Genomic DNA, 19,648 nt, shown 5'->3' with positions numbered 1-19,648 from the left:
CATGACTTACCCTGTGATTATTTTTACTCTGCTGCTGGCGGCTTTCACTGCCGGCGCTGAAACCAACGGCAAGATGGTCATTGCGCATCGTGGTGCCAGCGGCTATCTGCCGGAACACACGCTGGCGGCAAAAGCGATGGCCTATGCCCAGGGCGCCGATTATCTTGAGCAGGATCTGGTAATGACCCGGGATAATCGTCTGGTAGTACTGCACGATCACTACCTCGATCGCGTCACCGACGTCGCCCGTCGCTTTCCGGGACGTGCACGCAAGGACGGCCGATTTTATGCCATCGACTTCACCCTGGCAGAGATCAAAAGCCTGCATTTTACCGAAGGTTTTGAGATAAAAAACGGCCGAAAAGTACAAACCTTTCCCGGCCGTTTTCCGATGGGAAAATCTGACTTCCGCATTCATACCTTTGAAGACGAGATCGAATTTATCCAGGGACTGAACCACGCAACCGGCAAAAATATTGGCCTGTACGTGGAAATAAAAGCGCCCTGGTTTCATCGTCAGGAAGGAAAAGATATTTCCACACAGGTACTGAAAACCCTCAGACAATATGGCTATCGCGGTAAGCAGGATAACGTCTGGCTACAATGTTTCGACTTTAACGAACTGCGGCGCATCAAAACCCGGCTGGAACCTGAAATGGGCATGGACCTGAAACTGGTCCAGCTGATTGCTTATACCGACTGGCATGAAACGCAGGAACTGAAAAATGGCAGATGGGTAAACTATCAGTACGACTGGATGTTCCAGCCGGGCGCAATGGCCACCCTGTCCCGCTATGTTGATGGTATTGGTCCGGACTACCACATGCTGATTAATGACCAGGGCAGCACGCCTGGCCATCTGCAGCTCACAGCAATGGTGCAGGCGGCACACAGCAACAAGCTACAAATTCACCCCTATACCGTGCGCGCCGATCAGCTTCCGGACTGGGCCACCAGCATCGACGACGTCTATGATGCCCTTTATCATCAGGCCAACGTAGAGGCATTATTTACCGATTTTCCCGATAAAGCCGTTTCATTTTTACATCGGTGATCTCACATTAAATATCGGCCCCTGAACGGGAAAACAGGGGCCTGACCTCACACCTGATACAATTTGCGCAGATAGTGTGATACCGCCTCATCCGCATTACTGCCAATAATTTCCAGTTGCGGTAACCGGGCTTTCAGTGCCGGCGCACCGTTTTGCATGATGCATCCTTTGCCCGACATCGACAACATTTCAACATCATTCATCCCATCACCAAACGTAATGCACTCGCTTAGCAAATGCCCCAGCCTTCTGGCTACCGCCTCCAGCGCATGGCCTTTAGAAACCCCTCCCGCCATGACTTCCAGACAGGTTGGCAAAGAAAAGCTGGTATTAATACGGTCGCCCCAACGCGCCAGCAGCGCCTGCTCTATCGGTTCAAGCTGGCCGGGATCGCTACAGGTGAAAAAAACCTTGCTAATGCCATCAGTTGGCAGAGCGCCCGGCCGGTAAATCTGATAATTAAAATCAGACTCGCGGAAGAAGTCCTCTTCTTCCGGCCGCTCCCGGTTTAAAAACCACGTCTCATCACGATAAACATTGGTAAACACATGGGGATGATGGTACTGCATGGCAAACAACTCATCGGCAATATCTTCATCCAGATTTTGGCTGAATACCAGCTCGCCCTCAGTACTGTGAACCCGGGCGCCGTTTGAGGTGATCATATAAGCGCTGATACCAAGATTATCGCGCATTTGTCCGACATCGACATAGTGACGGCCGGTGGCAAAAACAAAGTGAATACCTTTTTTCACCAGCAACTGTAAGGTCTCGCGGGTAAAAGGAGCCAGGCGGTGATCGGGGTTAAGCAGCGTCCCATCTAAATCAGATGCAACAATTGGATAGTACATTCCTCTGGATTCTCCTTGTTGGTTCCGTGTTCACAGCAACAGAATATTATTAATGGAACCGGTCAAAAAAAGCGGTGATGGCATTCAGCGCTTGCGCTCGCATACCATCACTTTCAAAAAGAATTTCGTGGTAAGCACCACGAATGATCAGCGGGGCGTTACCGACACAGGGGTTTCCTGCCTTATTCAGCATGTGACAGAACTTATTCTGCGCCTGGTTATCCACCACTTTTTCATCTTCAGCCTGCAGCAATAACAACGGGGTTTTCAGTGATGAGACATGACGCAAAATATCCTCTCCGGCCTGAATACCCTCTCGCACCCAGTGATGCGTCGGACCGCCTACACGCAGTTGCGGTTCATCAGCATAAAAACGCAGGTTGCGGCGGTAACGTTCAAGACTGTGGGTCAAATCGTTCGGACCAAATGGCTGGGGTCGCCAGCGTCCGGTTCCCAGCGCGTAAGTCTGACTGAGGACCGGATGTTTTTCCGCCCAGGCAAGGATAGGAAGCGCCAGCCAACGGGGCAACGGCAAAAAAATGCCAAACATTGGCGCAACCAACGCGGCGGCGTCAAAGGCATCCGGCCGGCGCATCATTAGCAGGGTTGTAATCGCCCCTCCCATTGAGTGCGCCAGGGCAAAGCGACGCTGGTAATGCGGATGGGCAATTTCCCGCTGCCACAGTCTGTCTAAGTCATCAACATAATCAGAAAATGACTCAACGTGGCCACGTTGCGTATCGTCCAGCAGCCGGCCGGAGCGCCCCTGCCCGCGATGATCGATAATGACCACATCATAACCGCAGTGGAACAGATCGTAAGCCAGCTCCGGGTACTTCACATAGCTTTCATTGCGTCCGGGGCAAAGCAGGATCACCCGCTGGTGCTGCGCGGAAATAAAACGAACGTAATGAATCGGTACGCCACCGACGCCGCTAAATTGCAGCTCTTCACGGCCCTGCCAGAAATCCAGCAGCGGTCCGTTAACAAACGCCGCAAACGCTTTTTCGCGTTCTGGCCAGGTCTGCTTATGATTTATCATTGGAAGGCGTATCCTTAAACGATCCCCCGGCTGAACAAGCTGCACGCATCCATAGCATGCCGTTCAACAATGACGTATTGTGTCACAATTTGCTACACACAGGGAGCATAACCATGACCATCCAGTGGTGGCTGGCTTATTTGTTAACAACCCTAATACTTAGCCTTTCACCCGGCTCCGGCGCCATTACGACCATGAGCACCGGCATCAGCCATGGTTATCGCGGCGCCTGGATGTCCATCGCGGGGTTGCAGGCCGGACTGATACTGCTGATTGCCCTGGTTGGTATTGGTCTGGGCGCTCTGTTTTCCCAATCCCTGCTTGCTTTTGAAGCACTAAAATGGGCAGGTGCAGCTTACCTGTTCTGGCTGGGAATAAAACAGTGGCGCGCCGCTGGCGCCATTGATCTGAAAGCCGTTGCCCGAACCCTGCCACCCGGCAAACTATTTAAGCGCGCCTTTCTGGTGAATGTAACCAATCCCAAAAGCATCGTATTTCTGGCGGCACTGTTCCCGCAGTTTATCCAGCCAGACCGGCCACAAACACTGCAATATCTGGTGCTCGGTGTCACCACTGTCGCTGTTGATATTGTCGTTATGATTGGCTATGCGGTACTGGCAAACCACATTGCCCGGTGGATTAAAGGTCCCCGTCAGATGCGGTTACTCAACCGTCTCTTCGGCAGCATATTTATGGCAGTTGGCGTACTGCTTGCATCAGCCCGGCGCATCGCCTGACCGGGCGCTGGGTGACCGGCGCGTTAGCGCGAGAGAATCAGATGCAGGCCAAAACCGGCAAACAACACCCCGGCACATCCGTCAATCCATTTCGCAATACGCTGATAGCCGCGACGCATTTTAGGTAGCGCAAAGATAAAGGCCACCAGGGTAAACCATGCGAATGTTTCGCCGCCAATCAATGCAAACAAACCCCAGCGTGCCCCCGTACCCACATCGTTACCGACAAACAGGGAAAATACGCTGCCAAAATAGATAACCGCTTTCGGATTAGAGAGGTTCGTCAGCAGACCTTTGAGAAAATATCCCCCACGGCTTTTTTCCAACGGCACGCAGGGTGGCGCTATCCCCTGTTTATGCTGCTGGCGCGCCGCGCACAGCAGCTGCCAGCCCATCCACAACAGATACACCCCACCCGCCACCATAATAATCTGATGCAACCATGCCATGCGCTGTAACACCAGATTCAACCCCAGTAATGCCACTGCGGCCCAGATCAGCACGCCAAGGGTAATCCCCAGCACCCCGGACATCGCCTGCTTACGTGAACGGCTGGCAGCCACTTGTGAAATAAAAAAGAAATCGGGTCCGGGACTCATCAGTGCAAACAACTGCACCGTGGCAACGGTTAAAAACAGGGTAAGCATGACATTCATCCCGCTTATTCAGTGAACAAATTTAAATTAATTCAGCCGGCAAAAACCGCCGGTTGCCGCTATTTACGCTTCACCGTCAACATGTTCGCGAATCATCACCATAAAGGGTTTACCGAAGCGCTCCAACTTACGCTGACCAACACCATTCACGCTCAGCATTTCAGCAGCGGTGAGCGGCATCTGTTCAGCCATTTCGATCAGCGTCGCATCGTTAAAAACCACATACGGCGGGATATTCTCTTCATCCGCAATGGCTTTACGCAACTTACGCAGCTTGGCAAACAGTTTGCGATCGTAGCTGCCGCCATAACTGCGAGCCTGATTGCTGCGTGGGCGAATGCTACTGATACGCGGTACCGCCAGCATCAGCGCTACCTCACCACGCAGTACCGGCCGGGCGGCCTCGGTCAACTGCAGTGCAGAATGCTGGGTAATATTCTGCGTTACCAGTCCCAGATGTATTAGCTGACGTATCACACTGGTCCAGTGCTCCTGGCTTCCTTCACGGCCTATACCGTATACCGGTAGCTTGTCATGCTGCAGGTCGCGTATGCGTTGATTATTTGCACCACGCAGCACCTCCACCACATAGCCAAGACCAAAGCGCTGGCCAATGCGGTAGATGGTTGATAATGCTTTTTGCGCTTCGACTAAACCGTCATAGCGCCGCGGCGGATCGAGACAGACATCGCAATTTTCACACGCTGTTTGCCGGTTTTCGCCAAAATAGTTTAGCAACACCAGCCGCCGGCAGGTCTGCGCCTCAGCGAACGCCCCCATCGCATTAAGCTTATGACGTTCAATATCCAGCAATGGCCCCGGCGCTTTCTCTTCAAGACAGCGCCGCAACCAGGCCATATCGGCCGGATCATAAAACAAGAGCGCTTCGGCAGGCAGACCATCACGTCCGGCGCGTCCGGTTTCCTGATAATAAGATTCAATGTTACGCGGAATATCGAAATGCACCACGAAACGGACATTCGGTTTATTAATTCCCATACCAAATGCCACGGTAGCGACAACTATTTGTAAATCATCGCGCTGAAACGCTTCCTGCACCCTGGCACGGTGGTCATTATCCAGCCCGGCGTGATAGGCGCCCACGCTCAGACCGCGGCTTTGCAGACGTGCGGCGGTATCTTCCACCTTAGCCCGGCTGTTGCAGTAAATAATGCCACATTTGCCCCGCTGCTCCTGTACATAGCGCAACAGCTGATCGGTAGGCCTGAACTTTTCCACCAGGGTGTAGCGAATGTTCGGACGATCGAAGCTGCTGATCCCAACCAGCGGGTCCTGCATTTTCAGCAGGCGGATAATGTCCTGGCGGGTTGTCTCATCGGCGGTAGCGGTTAATGCCATCACCGGCAACATCGGAAAACGCTGACGTAACTGGCCAAGTGCGCCGTATTCCGGCCGGAAATCATGCCCCCATTGAGAAATACAGTGCGCTTCATCAACCGCCAGCATAGCCGGACGCCAGTGAGCGAGCTGGTCGAGGAAGTTATCCATCATCAGTCGTTCAGGCGCGATATAAAGCAGCCTGATTTGTCCGCTGCGACAGCCAGCCAATACCGCCTGTTGGGTTTCACGGTTTTGGCTGGAGTTAAGGCAAGCGGCGGCTACCCCATTTGCCAGCAGCTGATCGACCTGATCTTTCATCAGCGAAATCAGTGGCGACACCACCAGCGTCAGCCCATCCCGCACCAGCGCTGGTATCTGATAACACAGGGATTTCCCCCCGCCGGTGGGCATCACGACCAGACAATCACGGCCGTTAAGCGCCGCCTGAATAATCGTTTCCTGACCCGGACGAAATTGCTGATAGCCAAAGGTATCGCGTAATACCTGCTGTACCCGTGTTTCCTGACTTAGAACGGCAGCCGTAGACACATGCTCCCCATCATGACGTGTATAAAATGTTACAGGCGAACGCCAGTACGTCCGCCTGACAATTAAAACAGATCGTTTAGCATCACACCAACGCCAATGCGCGTCTGGCGATGATTGTAATCAATAAGTGATTCGCCATAACCGCTGAATAACTGGCTATAAAAGCGAACGTGCTCGCTAATCGGGTAGCTCCAGCCCAGTTCCGCGCCACCATAGCCACTGTTCCAGTTATAGTTACCCTGCAGGCTGAAAATACTTTCACCCCACTGATAGCCAACCTTCAGACGATAGTATCCCATGTATTTAGTGATATCAGGGTTATCGTCATTATTTTCACTTTCAGGAAGGCGATACCAGGGTTTAATTTCTGCCAGCCAGTGACCATTTTGCGCCATCAGACGGGCGTAAAGTCGATTCCAGCTACGGGATGTGGGTTCAGAATGTCCATTGGACTGATGGTTAAGCCCGACTTCAATATCACGCAGTGTCCAGCCGGCAAAATCATAATCGGTCGCCCAGCCGAGAAAGAGCTGTGGTTCATAGTTAGTTTCTCTGAAGGGGGAAGACGCACTGCGGTTAGATAATTGCCACCATGAACGCTGGGTGTAGGAAGCGGCCAGTACAGAATTGTCACCCAGAATGCCTCGCCACAAAGGAAAGGCAAGGCTCAACTGAAATTTAACTTCATCGCTTTTTGCTTTATTTGCCCAGTTATAAGAACTTATCGCCTCTTTGTTCATATTACTGGTATAGCTATACAGTAAATAGTTGCTTTCGTAGGGGTAAAGTACAAATGGATTATCGTGTTTTTCCAGTAAATTAGCGATGATACTCCCGGCAACAACCGGTTTATCATGCACCTCTTTTAGCGTTGCTTCTTCGGCATGGGCTATCACGGGTAGCAGGAAAGCTGCCACCAGCAATCCTTTGAACATCCGCATCATTCTCTCCAGAGTAAAATGGCTGCAAAATAATTAACAAGGTCATCAAAAAGCAGGCTATTCTACACAGAATCCTGCCGTTTCATCAGCGCTGTTTTCTGAAACTGGAAAGCGCCGCGACATCTGCCTAAAATGCCACAATCATTAACATCATAATTACCTCCATGCCCGCAAGGAAAAGCTGCAATGTCCGGCAATCTGCTCAGTGCTCAGCAAGCCCGCCAGATGATTGGCGATATCTTTGTTTATCACATGCCCTTTAATCAGGCTCTGGGCATGACATTACTGCGCCTTGAAGCGCATTTCGCCGAATTACAGATAGCCAATCAGCCAATGCTGGTTGGCAACATGGCACAAAAAATATTACATGGTGGCGCCATTGCCGCCGTTCTTGACGTGGCGGCTGGTCTGGTATGCGTCACCGCTGCCCTAACCCGCTATGAACATATTGACGAAGACGAGTTAAAACAGCGTCTGGCCCGCATGGGTACCATCGATCTGCGGGTTGACTACCTGCGCCCTGGGCGCGGCGAGTACTTTATTGCCAGCAGCAGCCTTCTGCGCGCTGGCAATAAAGTGTCGGTGGCACGGGTGGAACTGCACAACGACGCCGGGGTACATATCGCCAGCGCCACCGCAACTTATATGGTGGGCTGATAGCGTGGCGGCTACCGTCGGACAACATAATCTGTTTACCTGTTGTTTAATCAGTGCAACAAAGGTTAGACTCAGGCTCTGATTTACAAGAGTTTTCTCAATGGACACACGACAAACCCGCCAGGGTATTCTGTTTGCACTTGGCGCTTATTTTATCTGGGGCATCGCCCCTGCCTATTTCAAAACTATCCAGCAGGTTGCCGCCGATGAAATCATGACTCACCGGGTTATCTGGTCATTCTTTTTTATGCTGATACTGCTGAGTATCAGCCGCAGCTGGTCCCGGGTCCGCACCGTTTTGCGCCAGCCGCGCAAAGTGCTGTTACTGGGAGTGACTGCCGTCACCATTGGCGGCAACTGGCTATTATTTATCTGGGCGGTTAATAACCACCATATCCTGGAGTCAAGCCTCGGATATTTTATCAATCCGCTGGTTAACGTGTTGATAGGCATGATGTTTTTAGGTGAGCGTTTCCGGCGTTTGCAATGGCTGGCGGTGATACTGGCCGGCTGCGGCGTGTTTATCCAGCTGTGGAAGTTTGGATCGGTTCCCTGGATTTCTCTTGGGCTGGCCCTGAGTTTTTCCTTCTACGGTCTGATAAGGAAGCAGCTGGCGGTGGATGCCCAGACCGGAATGCTGCTGGAAACCAGCTGGCTGCTGATCCCTTCGGCCATCTATTTGTTCTGCTTCGCCGACAGCCCAACCAGCCATCTTGACCAGAACCCCCTGACACTAAACCTGTTACTGGTAGCGGCGGGCATTGTCACCACAATTCCGCTGCTCTTGTTTACTGCTGCCTGCGCGCGCTTACGCTTATCCACCGTCGGCTTTTTTCAGTATCTGGGGCCGACGCTGATGTTTTTACTGGCAGTTATGTTTTACGGCGAAACCCTCAGCCAGGATAAAGCCATCACTTTTGCCTTTATCTGGAGCGCCCTGGCCCTGTTTATCCTTGATGCAATGCTGGCAATGCGCCGTACCCGGCAACGCCGGGTATAAACGCTGCGCCAGCATGTTTCATAACCAGTTACGCCGTTTGAAATACAGGTAAGGTGCCAGCCCGGCGAGGATCATCAGTGAAATGGCACCAGGATAGCCAAAACTCCAGTGCAGTTCCGGCATAAAGTCGAAGTTCATGCCATAGCTGGAAGCCACCAACGTCGGAGGCAGAAATACCACCGACACCACGGAGAAAATCTTAATAATACGGTTCTGTTCGATGCTGATAAAGCCCATCGCAGCCTGCATCAGAAAGTTCACCTTCTGAAACAGCGATTCATTATGGGGTAACAGCGATTCGATATCGCGCAGGACTTCACGCGCCTGCTCCAGCTGATTGGTCGGCAAACGGGCCTTACGTATCAGAAAATTCAGTGCCCGCTGGGTATCCATCAGACAAAGACGGACTTTCCAGCCAATATCCTCCAGGCCGGCAAGGCGCGCCAGCGCCTCATCAAATTCATCCCCCTGATGGCCTTCCATCAATACCCGGCTCAGTTTCTCCAGCGCGGTATAAATGCTTTCAATTTCATCGGCCAGCTGTTCAATTTTGGTTTCAAACAGGTCCAGCAGCAGTTCAAAAGCGTTACCATCAATCATCGCCTGAGCGCGGGCACGCATCCGGTAAAGCCGGAAAGCCGGCAACTCACGCTCACGCAACGTGTAAAGCCGGCCCTCACGGACAGTAAAGGCGACCGTACTATTGCCGGCGTGGTCTTCGGCATCTTCATAAAAGAAAAAGGAGTGAATATGCAGGCCATCTTCATCTTCAAAGAAACGCGCAGAAGCTTCGATATCCTCCAGTTCAATACGCGTCGCCAGGCTTTGCCCAAGCTGGTTTTGCACCAGATCCCGCTCATCATCCTGGGGTTCGATTAAGTCCACCCAGACAGAGAGTTGTAAATCACCCGGCTGTTCATCCAGTTCCAGGCGAGTCAGACGGCTGTTGTCCAGTTTAAAAGCGCTCAGCATTGCAGTACTCCCAGCTCATGGTCACAGAGGGGGTTTTACGCTTGAACACCGGGGGAAACGGTCGTTTCGCTCAGTATGTAGTGCGGACTCAGAGCGACGGAAAAACGGTCGCCGACAACCCCTAAGGCTATCAGCGTAAGAGGGTAGCCTTAGGGGTTGCACCTGTTGACCAGGTGGTTGAGCCAGCATCTACTGGGTGTGTCCAAGGCAATTGTCCTCTCAGGATAATGGTGCGCGCATGTTACGCCGGGATGAAATCATCGTCAACCGCCACTGCGGAGAAAGGCTGATTATTCATTAACCTGTCCCATCCAACCACTTTTTGCGATCTAACATGCCGGCGTTTTTACCCACAGCGCCGCCGGCAATTAATCGCAGCGTGACGCCCCTTATCTGATAAATTTCTGCTATGTTAGCCTCTTTCTGACGATACTGACGCAATGGACCCTTGTATGAAACAGATAACCCGCCATGATTTAGCCACCCTGAGCCAACAGGCAGCCGGTGCGGCGCGTTTACGCAGCAATCTCAACCTGCACGGCAAACTTGATGATCCGGTTCAGCGCCTGGCGATTGCCATGGAGCCGGACACCTACATTCGTCCGCATCGTCATCTGCAAACCTGGGAAGTCCTGACGCCGCTGAGCGGCCGTTTTGTGGTATTGCTGTTTAATCCGGATGGCAGCGTATTGCAACGTACCGTACTGGGTGAAGAAACCCGGCTGATTGAAATTCCCGCTGGCGTCTGGCATGCAGTACTGTCACTGGATAATGGCGGGGTGATTTTTGAAGTGAAACAGGGCCCGTATCTGGCGCTGAGCGAAGAACATTGCCAGCGCTGGGCACCACCTGAAGGCGAAGCCGGCGTCAGCGAAGTCATTAACTGGTACCGTCATGCCACGGTCGGTCAGCGATTCAGTGAGCAGAATAGCTGAGGCAATTTATACCGTTTCCAGCCTGGCGTAAGCGGCCACCAGCCACTTAATGCCCTGGCCCTGAAACGCCACCTGCAGCCGGCTATGGTCGCCGCTGCCTTCAAGATTGATAATGGTGCCTTCGCCAAATTTGGCGTGACGCACCCGCTGACCAAGGGTAAAACCGCTGTCATTTTGTGTCAGCGGCGTTCCCATGCGCTGATGGCTGACCGGCCGGCTGACGCTGGCACGCAGACGCACCTCTTCCACACAGGACTCCGGCAGCTCGCCAATAAACCGTGAAGGACGATGATAAACCTCTTTGCCATACAGCCGGCGAGTTTCAGCGTAGGTCAGCGTCAGCTTCTGCATAGCGCGGGTGACGCCCACATAAGCAAGCCGGCGTTCTTCTTCCAGTCGTCCCCCTTCTTCCAGTGATAGCTGGCTGGGAAACATACCCTCTTCCATACCGACGATAAACACCTGCTTAAACTCCAACCCTTTGGCCGCATGCAGCGTCATCAGCTGTACCGCATCCTGCCATTTATCGGCCTGCCCCTCACCGGCTTCAAGTGCCGCATGGGAGAGAAAGGCCTGTAACGGCATCAGGTCCTGATCTTCGTCCTTATAGCTGAACTGGCGGGTAGCGTTAACCAGCTCCTCTAAGTTTTCAATACGCGCCTGACCCTTTTCGCCTTTTTCCTCTTCGTACATCAACCATAATCCGGAATCCTTGATAACCCGATCGGTCTGCACGTGCAGCGGCAATGCTGCAGTATCTTCTGCCAGCGCATCGACCAGTTCGCAAAAGCGTTGCAGCGCCGACGCCGCACGACCCGCCAGCACTTTTTCCTGCAATAATGCGCGGGTCGCCTGCCAGAGCGTCACGCCACGATCGCGCGAGGCCTGCCGCACAACGTCAAGAGTGCGATCGCCAATACCGCGTGTCGGCGTATTGACCACGCGTTCGAAAGCGGCATCATCATTTCGGTTGGAAATCAGACGCAGGTAGGCCAGGGCATCTTTAATTTCCTGACGTTCGAAGAAGCGCATGCCACCGTAAATGCGATAAGGCAAACTGGTTTGCAACAACGCTTCCTCCAGTACGCGCGACTGGGCGTTACTGCGGTAAAGAATGGCGCAGTCGTTAAGTGCCCCGCCATTTTCCATCCACACTTTTATACGGTTTACGACAAAACGCGCTTCGTCCAGTTCGTTAAAGGCACAGTAAAGGGCGATCGGTTCCCCGTCGCTGCCATCGGTCCATAATTCTTTGCCTAACCGGCCGTGATTATTGGCAATCAGGGCATTTGCAGCGGTAAGAATATTACTGGTAGAGCGATAATTTTGCTCAAGGCGGATAGTTTGTGCGCCGGGAAAATCGTTGAGAAAACGTTGAATATTTTCCACCTGGGCACCGCGCCAGCCGTAAATTGACTGGTCGTCATCGCCGACAATAGTTACCTTGCCGCTTTCGCCCGCCAGCAGGCGGATCCAGGCATACTGAATGCTGTTGGTGTCCTGAAATTCGTCCACCAGAATATTGGTGAAGCGTTCGCGATAATGATTAAGAATATGGGGTCTGGTCAGCCAGAGTTCATGGGCGCGCAACAGTAATTCGGCAAAGTCCACCAGCCCGGCACGATCGCAGGCTTCCTGATAGGCCTGATAAATGCGCAGCCAGGTTTGTTCAATCGGATTACCATAACTTTCGATATGATCAGGGCGCAGTCCCTCATCTTTTTTGCCATTGATGTACCACATTGCCTGACGCGCTGGCCATTGCTTTTCATCCAGGTTCATTGCTTTGATCAGGCGTTTTAGCAAACGCAGCTGATCCTCGCTGTCCAGAATCTGGAAATCCTGCGGTAAACCGGCATCCGGATGATGGGCCCGTAACAAACGGTGCGCCAGCCCGTGGAAAGTGCCAATCCACATCCCCCCCTGGCTGGTACCTATCAGCTGTTCAATACGATGGCGCATTTCCGCCGCGGCTTTGTTGGTAAAGGTTACCGCCATCACTGAATAGGGTGAGTTGTTTTCTACCGACAGTAACCAGGCGATACGATGTACCAGCACACGGGTTTTACCACTGCCTGCCCCGGCCAGCACCAGCATATTACTGCGCGGCGCTGCGACGGCTTCACGTTGTTTATCGTTAAGGCTGTTAAGCAGGTCAGAAACGTCCATAAGCACCATCAGAGTTGCGCAGCATCCGCCGCATCACTGGATATATATCCACTAAACTTTATCCCGCCCGCGCGCATATGTCACGTCAATTACGCCGCACGACTGCATTTATATCAATGCAGTCAGCGCTGACAGCCGGCTGATTTCAAGGGTGGGCAGCAGACGCGCATCGGCAATCTTCATCAGATTTCCCCCACCAGAATTGATCCAGCAGGCCTGCAGACCACTATTAACAGCGCCGGCAACATCGGTGGTCAGATCGTCCCCGACATGCAGGATTTGTGGTGGCGACAGGCCGAGGCGCCGCGCCGCGCTCTGGTACATATCCTGATAAGGCTTTGCCCTGCCGTCCGGACCGGCACGCAGTACAAACTGAAAATAGGATTCGAGACCAAAACGCGCCGGATCGGCATTACCATTGGTGATTGCCACCAGCGGAAAACGCTGTGATAGCGCGGCCAGGGTAGTATGGGTTTCTGCCGGTATCTCTACTTCACTGCGCCAGCGGGCAAACACCGACATAACGTCAGCTGCACCGGTCTCAGCCTGATCGGCGGTTAATCCCTTCGTCGTCATCGCTCGCACCACCGCACGCCGCCGCCATTCGGTGACGTCATGGTAGATTTCCGGGTCTTCAGCCAGTAACTGGTCACGTATTTCCTGATAAGCATCGACGCTGAAATCCTGCATATTGGGATGCCAGGCCTGCAATGCGGCGTGTGATTCTGTGGTGGTTTTACGGATCACCGGCCCATTGTCATAAAGCGTATCATCAAGATCGAAGGTGATCGCGGCAACAGGGCGCAGCGGGCGATAAAAGCGCATCAGGATTTTCCTCGTTTTGCCCTCGGATGGGCTGCATCGTAAACCGCCGCCAGGTGCTGAAAGTCTAAATGCGTATAGATTTGGGTAGTGGTCAGATTAGCGTGGCCCAGTAACTCCTGAACCGCACGCAAATCACCACTTGATTCCAGCATATGGGTGGCAAAAGAATGGCGCAGTTTATGCGGATGAATATGGCTACTGACTCCCTGCCTGACTCCCCATTGCGCAAAACGCTTCTGTACGCTGCGTGCAGAAAGCCGGCTGCCGTTTTTCGACAAAAACAGCGCGTTATCCTCCGGTGCCAGCAGTTCACGCATTTCCAGCCAGCGTTTAAGCCAGCTGACCGCCGTTGCGCCAACCGGCAGACGGCGTTCTTTGCTGCCTTTACCCATCACCCAGACTGCACCCATGGCCAGATCAAGATGGCCGGTATCGATACCAATCAGTTCTGAGAGACGAAGTCCTGCCCCATACATGACTTCCAGCATCGTCCGGTCGCGGACCGAAAGTGGATCGTTCAAATCGATATTAAGTAACTGATTAACTTCATCAACATCCATATTTTTTGGCAGATGGCGTGCCGTTCCAGGCGTGGTGACGCTTTTTGCCGGATTGGCTTTCAGCTCGCCCTGTCGCACCAGCCAGTCGAGGAAACTACGCAGTGCCGATAAGCGCAGCGCCAGGCTCGACGCCTGCAACCCCTGGCGTCGGCTGCGGGCAGCCAGTGCCCGCACGCGTGCAGCATCCAGCTGTGGCCACTGCGTCACGCCCATTTCGCTGGCAAGCGTGATGATAGCCAGCAGCTGACGACGGTAGTTTTGCTGCGTCAGCGGGCTTAACTGGCGTTCGACCTTAAGATAACGCAGAAAGTTTTCGACGGCCGGCAGCAACGTCGAAGCGCTATTCATACCTGTTCAACCCAACGCAATAACAAATCAGGCATCATTGCGCTCAGATGCTGCAGTAATACCGTCCCCATGCCGGTCTGGTAGTGTTGTGCATCACGGCTGCTGAAAATCAGCACACCGAGTTCACCCTGTTCCCCCATTAGCGACATCGCCACCGAGCCGATAGCTTTTGCCTGCGGCAGTAACTGCAACAACTCCGGGCCATTCAGGCTACCCAGATAATGTTGTTGCTTGCCAAAACGCTGAATACGTACCGGTTCGAACGCCTGTGGCGACAACGCCAGCTGGGTAAAATCAGAAGGGGCCCCCAGACGCCAGCGATCGCTGAACAAACGAATATTCGCGCCTGCCAGGCCTAAATCCCGCGCCCAGCGATGCAGCCGGTTGAGCATTTCCTGCAGGCTGGGCGCCGAAGCCAGGCGACGTTGTAACGCCAGCAGTCGATCGAACAGCTGCTGGTTAGCATGTGCCTGTTCCATTAACAGCGTGATCTCTTCTTCCAGTTCAGCAATGTGCTTACGCTGGCGGGAAAGCTGCCATTCAACCAGGGAGACGGTTCCTCTAATCGGATGAGGCACAACCATCTGTTCGGCCTGACGCGCATTGCGAATAAAGAAGTCCGGGTGGCGTAGCAGATAGTCGCTTACAGCCTGATCGTCCGGCTGAAATTCGCTGGCTGTCTGTTCTCCGGGGTTTTTCATAGATGAATAAATCCGTCATAAACGTGAGTGGCTGGCCCGGTCATATAGAGCGGTTGCCCGGGCCCTTTCCAGGCAATATGCAGCGTCCCACCTGGCAAATCGACACGTACTTTCTCAGCCAGCAGCGTCTGCTGGATACCCACGGCTACAGCGGCGCAAGCACCGCTACCGCAGGCCTGAGTTTCACCTGCTCCTCGCTCATACACCCGCAAACGGATAAACTCGCGATTAACAATTTCCATAAAACCAACGTTTACCCGCTCGGGGAAACGTTCATGACTTTCCAGCAGCGGCCCCAGGGTTTCAACCTGCGCCGACCTGACACTGTCAACCTGAATGACGCAATGGGGATTACCCATCGACACCGCACCAGCCATGATGGTTTGCTCAGCAACCCGCATCAGATAAAGGTTTTCCGCTTTGTTGGCACGAAAGGGTATCTGCTGCGGGTCAAAATTGGGTTCCCCCATATTAACCTTTACCAGTTCGTTTTCCGTGACGCTCAGCACCATGCGACCAGTCTGCGTGCTCACGCGAATATCGTTCTTATTAGTCAGCCCCTTAAGGCGAACAAAACGGGCAAAGCAGCGGGCACCATTACCGCATTGCGCAACTTCACTACCATCGGCATTAAAAATACGGTAGTGGAAATCCAGTTCAGGATCGTAAGGGGGCTCGACGATCAGTAATTGATCAAAACCGACCCCACAATGGCGATCGGCCAGACGGCGTATCAGCTCCGGCGAAAAATAGACGTTCTGAGTAACAGCGTCAACAACCATAAAATCATTGCCGAGGCCGTGCATTTTCGAAAACTGCATGTTCCTGCTCCGCCGGTCCGGGACCGGATTACTGGCTGGCCTTGTTATCCACCCCGCCGCCGGTGGTGGTACCGGCACTACGTTGCGCTGCAGCATTTTTTGCCGCCGGTTGCTGGGGTTGTACTGGCTGTTTTTCCGCTGGAAAATAAAGCGGGCCTTTTAATCCACAGCCCGCCAGGCTAAACAGCGCCGCCGCCATTGCCACCCGGCACATTGTCGTCTTCATGCAGATCCTGCTCGTGGTTAATCCATACTGGTTATCTATCATCGCAGCTGAACGTTGAAAAGCAATAGTTAAAGGTAATCTGCCATCGGGCTAATCATCGTCGCAAGACGCCTGCGCCCTTGGGCAAAGTACGCCTGCATGATATACTAAGAAAAAAATGAGGCTGATTACCACCATGAATGACAGCGAATTTCACCAGCTGGCGGAAAACCTGATGCTCAGTGTTGAAGAACAGCTCGACCACTATCAGGGCGATGCCGATATCGACTATCAGATTCACGCCGGCGTCATGACGCTTAGCTTTGCTAACGGCAGCAAAATCATTATCAACAAACAGGAACCCCTGCATCAGATCTGGCTGGCTAGCCGCTCCGGTGGTTATCACTATGATCTAAAAGGGGAAAAGTGGATTTGCAACCGCAGCGGTGGCGAATTCTGGCAGATGCTTTCACAGGCTTGCAGCACGCAGTCAGGTGACAGGATTCAGCTTCGCGCAACCGGCTAGTTCCGGTTTCACCCACAGAAAGGCGGCGCTGGCGGTCATCTGCACCCGCAACCATTGCCTGATGGCCGCACTGCCGCACCGGACATTCCGGGTCCGACAGGTTAATGTAGCTGGTAACGCGGTGCCTGCAGGCCCTGCTCCGGATTGTTTGCCGGTAAATCAACGGTGTGCAGCTCAGCCAGTGCTTGGCTTCTGAAGGGAATGACCTGTGCCCGGCCTTCTACCTGCACTATCTGGTAGAACTGCGGCAGGTTAAAATTGATGAAACTGGAACCAAACGTGAAGCGATCGTGGGATGATGAGTAAAAACGGCTGACATCACGTACCAGTTCTTCCTTACTTCCTTCACAGTGGTGATAAACCTCGACGCGATTAGTTTCATCGAGAATATAGATATTGAAACCCTGCTCGTCGCTGGTATCTTCAAAAAAGAACTGAATAATCCCTTCGCTGGCATAGCCGTTCACCACCGTTGGCAACGGCGTATGATTGGCTTCGACTTTAATTGACAGGCCGTGCAGCTTGTTATTAGAAATCGCCCCATAAAATTCCACGGCGTTTTCCAGCTTCTGCACCGAAACGCTCATCCGTTCAAAGAATAAGCCCCACGTCTGGCCGGCAACCCGCACCGCTTTAAATCGCCCCGGCTCATGGCGCGTGCTGGATAACCTCAGCTCAATGCATTCAGAAACCAGCTGCTGGACACGGGTGCGAACCAGTCCACGCAAATGCTGACTGTAACAGAAAACCTCCACCGCATCCGGCGGCGAGGCGTCCTGATGCATTTTACCCAGAATGGTTTTCAGCGCCTCAATCATCGACTGCTCGCCGTTAAAATGCAGGGTACGCACTTCATTCCATGAGTTGCGATAGAGAAGGTCGATACTGCCAATCAGACATTGTTGCTGCTGACCAAAACTAAACACGTCCAGCTTACGGAAATCAAAATGCACCACCTGATTACGAAAAGCCGCCGTCGGGTCGTATTCCAGATTAACGATAATAGCTAAATGACGGATTTCACAGGGGCTATAAAGTGCGCGAGGGGTCGGGGCGGGCAGGCGAAGCGGAAAATGACGCGCAACATCGTCTACCATTTCCTGCAGCTTCGCCAGATCACACACACCGTTACCTTTAACATGCAACCGGGTTTTTTCAGTCAGCAAGCCGTTAAACCAGGCCCAGGCCACTAACTTATTAAGATAGCGGTTATATTCCAGCGGCTGATGACTGATAATTGATGCCATATCCGGCGATTGGTTATACAGATACCAGCCCGCCCGGTTGGCACGGCCATCCGGCACGTGAATAAAAGTCAGATTAGTTTCAGAAAGATCGGGAGAAATCTGCGGATTAAGCAGCGTTACCTTGCCCGGTAGCGCTTCAAATGCCGCATACAGTTTACGAGTCAACACGCCAATATCCTGAGGGCTGGCGCTCACGCTCAGGTTATTACGACGCGCAAAGCGAATCAGGTTACGATAACTTTGCATCATCGCATCCAGCAGCTCATTATGCGCTTCGCGTACCCGGGCTATCTTCCAGGCCGGGCGGCTATCAAGCATGGTGAGACGGGCGTCATCCCAACCCCACTCCTTCACCAACTGGCTCAAAATTTCACGCCGCCAGCCGGCTTTTTCCTCTTCAACTGACAGACGCTCGCAGACTTTTAAATAAAAACAACGGCGCACTAAATCAAGCCGGGCGTGATCATCGATACTGGTGAGATAGCGGGTGACCCGCTCCAGCATCATGCAATAAGGATCAAGACCAAAAGAGACAATCTCGCCGTCATGCAAACGCTGTTTAATATCCATCGCCAGTAAGCGGCTATGGGGATATTCCCACGAATAGGCTTCCAGCAGCAGCGTTTTCAATACGGCTTTATAGGGAGAATCGATGCTTTTATACAGCTGCCACAGGCTGGCACCAAAGTACTCTTCCGCCGACAACGTACCTAATCCGCCGAGGTCAAGCCACTCGTTAGGCGTCAGCACCCCCTGGGCATACAGTGACATCACATAGTCGTCGTAATGCTCTTCTTCTTCTCCCGGCACCATATTCCACAGAATACGTTTACCGGCAAGGCGCACGGCGGTACGGTAGAACTCATCAAGTAACAAAATGTGCTGTGTTGAACCACAATCTTCGCCGCCCAGGCTGCCACTTTCGTTATGCCGGAAACGGTTTTCATCAATCAGAAAAAAGCTGACTTCCACCCCCAGCGACACACACCATTTCTGTAATAAATGGCATTTTTTCTGCAAACAAAGGCGCTCTTCGTTATCGAGCCATGACTGATGGCAAACCCAGATGTCGAGATCGGAGGTAATGTTCTGACCGACGGAAGACGTGCTGCCCATGGTGTACACACCGGTAATCGGCATTTCTCCCGGCCCTTCAACCGATGGCAGCGCGCTGCCCAGCCTTTCCAGCCAGGCCCGCTGGTTTTCATCCGGCGCAAAAAAGCTGATGCCATGGGGAACATTCCCGTCGAGATACCCCGGCAGTTGCGGATGATGATGATGTAGTAAGATTGGCAGCAGACTATACACCTGCCGGAAAGCAGGTCCCATCGCAGCCAACGCGCGGTCAACGCGCAGCTGATTTATGGCATCCAGTCTCTGTTTCAATGTCTCTATATAGAGGTACAAGACGTTTCGCCTGATTTTCCCAGTGCTTAAAAACGGTGTTTCCGGGATCCATCACTTAAATTTTAAAAAAAGATGGATGGACTATTGCTGGAAACGTGATCAAT

General features: G+C 52.9%; 19 protein-coding genes. 6 read left to right on the top strand and 13 right to left on the bottom strand.

The window, feature by feature from the left end:
- The first annotated feature begins 1 nt into the window (after position 1).
- Positions 2-1,054 carry a glycerophosphodiester phosphodiesterase gene (gene glpQ, locus BL249_RS10945; RefSeq protein WP_099705815.1) on the top strand — a complete coding sequence of 351 codons (1,053 nt, stop codon included), beginning with the start codon at positions 2-4 and terminating at the stop codon, positions 1,052-1,054.
- A 47-nt stretch (positions 1,055-1,101) separates the two neighbouring features.
- On the opposite strand, the gene yigL is transcribed toward glpQ, so the two are convergent.
- Entirely contained in the window at positions 1,102-1,905 is an 804-nt protein-coding gene (gene yigL, locus BL249_RS10940; RefSeq protein WP_099705814.1) for a sugar/pyridoxal phosphate phosphatase YigL, read from the bottom strand.
- Between the two features lie 49 nt (positions 1,906-1,954).
- On the bottom strand, positions 1,955-2,947 hold the full coding sequence (gene pldB / locus BL249_RS10935) for a lysophospholipase L2 (protein WP_099705813.1): 993 nt from the start codon (positions 2,945-2,947) through the stop codon (positions 1,955-1,957).
- A gap of 113 nt (positions 2,948-3,060) precedes the next feature.
- Here pldB and rhtB point away from each other — a divergent pair, with 113 nt between their 5' ends.
- A complete protein-coding gene (rhtB, locus tag BL249_RS10930) occupies positions 3,061-3,684 on the top strand; it encodes a homoserine/homoserine lactone efflux protein (protein WP_099705812.1) in 624 nt (207 codons plus the stop codon).
- A 23-nt stretch (positions 3,685-3,707) separates the two neighbouring features.
- On the opposite strand, the gene rhtC is transcribed toward rhtB, so the two are convergent.
- The 3 genes from rhtC to pldA all read right to left on the bottom strand — a co-directional run bounded on the left by rhtC (position 3,708) and on the right by pldA (position 7,171).
- Entirely contained in the window at positions 3,708-4,331 is a 624-nt protein-coding gene (gene rhtC, locus BL249_RS10925; protein WP_099705811.1) for a threonine export protein RhtC, read from the bottom strand.
- A 72-nt stretch (positions 4,332-4,403) separates the two neighbouring features.
- The gene (gene recQ, locus BL249_RS10920; RefSeq protein ID WP_099705810.1) at positions 4,404-6,230 is read right to left on the bottom strand and encodes an ATP-dependent DNA helicase RecQ; all 1,827 of its coding nucleotides are present in this window, start codon (positions 6,228-6,230) and stop codon (positions 4,404-4,406) included.
- A gap of 62 nt (positions 6,231-6,292) precedes the next feature.
- Positions 6,293-7,171, bottom strand: coding sequence for a phospholipase A (gene pldA, locus BL249_RS10915; protein WP_099705809.1), 879 nt, complete (start codon positions 7,169-7,171; stop codon positions 6,293-6,295).
- Between the two features lie 186 nt (positions 7,172-7,357).
- On the opposite strand from pldA, the gene BL249_RS10910 reads away from it, so the two are divergent.
- Entirely contained in the window at positions 7,358-7,828 is a 471-nt protein-coding gene (locus BL249_RS10910; RefSeq protein WP_099705808.1) for a thioesterase family protein, read from the top strand.
- A 100-nt stretch (positions 7,829-7,928) separates the two neighbouring features.
- Positions 7,929-8,828 carry an EamA family transporter RarD gene (rarD, locus tag BL249_RS10905; RefSeq protein ID WP_099705807.1) on the top strand — a complete coding sequence of 300 codons (900 nt, stop codon included), beginning with the start codon at positions 7,929-7,931 and terminating at the stop codon, positions 8,826-8,828.
- Positions 8,829-8,846: 18 nt separating this feature from the next.
- Here the strand turns inward: rarD and corA are convergent, their stop codons facing one another.
- On the bottom strand, positions 8,847-9,800 hold the full coding sequence (corA, locus tag BL249_RS10900) for a magnesium/cobalt transporter CorA (RefSeq protein ID WP_099705806.1): 954 nt from the start codon (positions 9,798-9,800) through the stop codon (positions 8,847-8,849).
- A gap of 452 nt (positions 9,801-10,252) precedes the next feature.
- Between corA and BL249_RS10895 the strand changes: the two genes are divergently transcribed.
- Positions 10,253-10,735: a WbuC family cupin fold metalloprotein gene (locus BL249_RS10895; RefSeq protein ID WP_099705805.1), complete on the top strand. Its 483-nt coding sequence runs from the start codon at positions 10,253-10,255 to the stop codon at positions 10,733-10,735.
- A 6-nt stretch (positions 10,736-10,741) separates the two neighbouring features.
- Here the strand turns inward: BL249_RS10895 and uvrD are convergent, their stop codons facing one another.
- From uvrD to lptM, 6 genes are all read right to left on the bottom strand, one after another.
- Entirely contained in the window at positions 10,742-12,904 is a 2,163-nt protein-coding gene (gene uvrD, locus BL249_RS10890; protein ID WP_099705848.1) for a DNA helicase II, read from the bottom strand.
- A gap of 108 nt (positions 12,905-13,012) precedes the next feature.
- A complete protein-coding gene (yigB, locus tag BL249_RS10885) occupies positions 13,013-13,729 on the bottom strand; it encodes a 5-amino-6-(5-phospho-D-ribitylamino)uracil phosphatase YigB (protein ID WP_099705804.1) in 717 nt (238 codons plus the stop codon).
- Positions 13,729-14,637 (bottom strand): tyrosine recombinase XerC, encoded by a 909-nt coding sequence (gene xerC / locus BL249_RS10880; protein WP_099705803.1) that lies wholly within the window; start codon positions 14,635-14,637, stop codon positions 13,729-13,731. Before xerC ends, yigB begins: the two co-directional genes overlap by 1 nt.
- The gene (locus BL249_RS10875; protein WP_099705802.1) at positions 14,634-15,338 is read right to left on the bottom strand and encodes a DUF484 domain-containing protein; all 705 of its coding nucleotides are present in this window, start codon (positions 15,336-15,338) and stop codon (positions 14,634-14,636) included. Before BL249_RS10875 ends, xerC begins: the two co-directional genes overlap by 4 nt.
- Complete coding sequence (gene dapF, locus BL249_RS10870) at positions 15,335-16,159, bottom strand: diaminopimelate epimerase (protein ID WP_099705801.1); 825 nt, start codon at positions 16,157-16,159, stop codon at positions 15,335-15,337. Before dapF ends, BL249_RS10875 begins: the two co-directional genes overlap by 4 nt.
- Positions 16,160-16,187: 28 nt before the next feature.
- Positions 16,188-16,385 carry an LPS translocon maturation chaperone LptM gene (gene lptM, locus BL249_RS10865; protein ID WP_099705800.1) on the bottom strand — a complete coding sequence of 66 codons (198 nt, stop codon included), beginning with the start codon at positions 16,383-16,385 and terminating at the stop codon, positions 16,188-16,190.
- A gap of 175 nt (positions 16,386-16,560) precedes the next feature.
- On the opposite strand from lptM, the gene cyaY reads away from it, so the two are divergent.
- Entirely contained in the window at positions 16,561-16,890 is a 330-nt protein-coding gene (cyaY, locus tag BL249_RS10860) for an iron donor protein CyaY (RefSeq protein ID WP_099705847.1), read from the top strand.
- A 101-nt stretch (positions 16,891-16,991) separates the two neighbouring features.
- Here the strand turns inward: cyaY and BL249_RS10855 are convergent, their stop codons facing one another.
- Positions 16,992-19,544 carry a class I adenylate cyclase gene (locus BL249_RS10855; protein ID WP_099705799.1) on the bottom strand — a complete coding sequence of 851 codons (2,553 nt, stop codon included), beginning with the start codon at positions 19,542-19,544 and terminating at the stop codon, positions 16,992-16,994.
- Positions 19,545-19,648: the final 104 nt, after the last annotated feature.

It is taken from the genome of Erwinia sp. OLFS4, from assembly GCF_002752165.1.
Classification (GTDB): domain Bacteria; phylum Pseudomonadota; class Gammaproteobacteria; order Enterobacterales; family Enterobacteriaceae; genus Izhakiella.
This window is presented reverse-complemented; position numbering and strand designations above follow the sequence as displayed.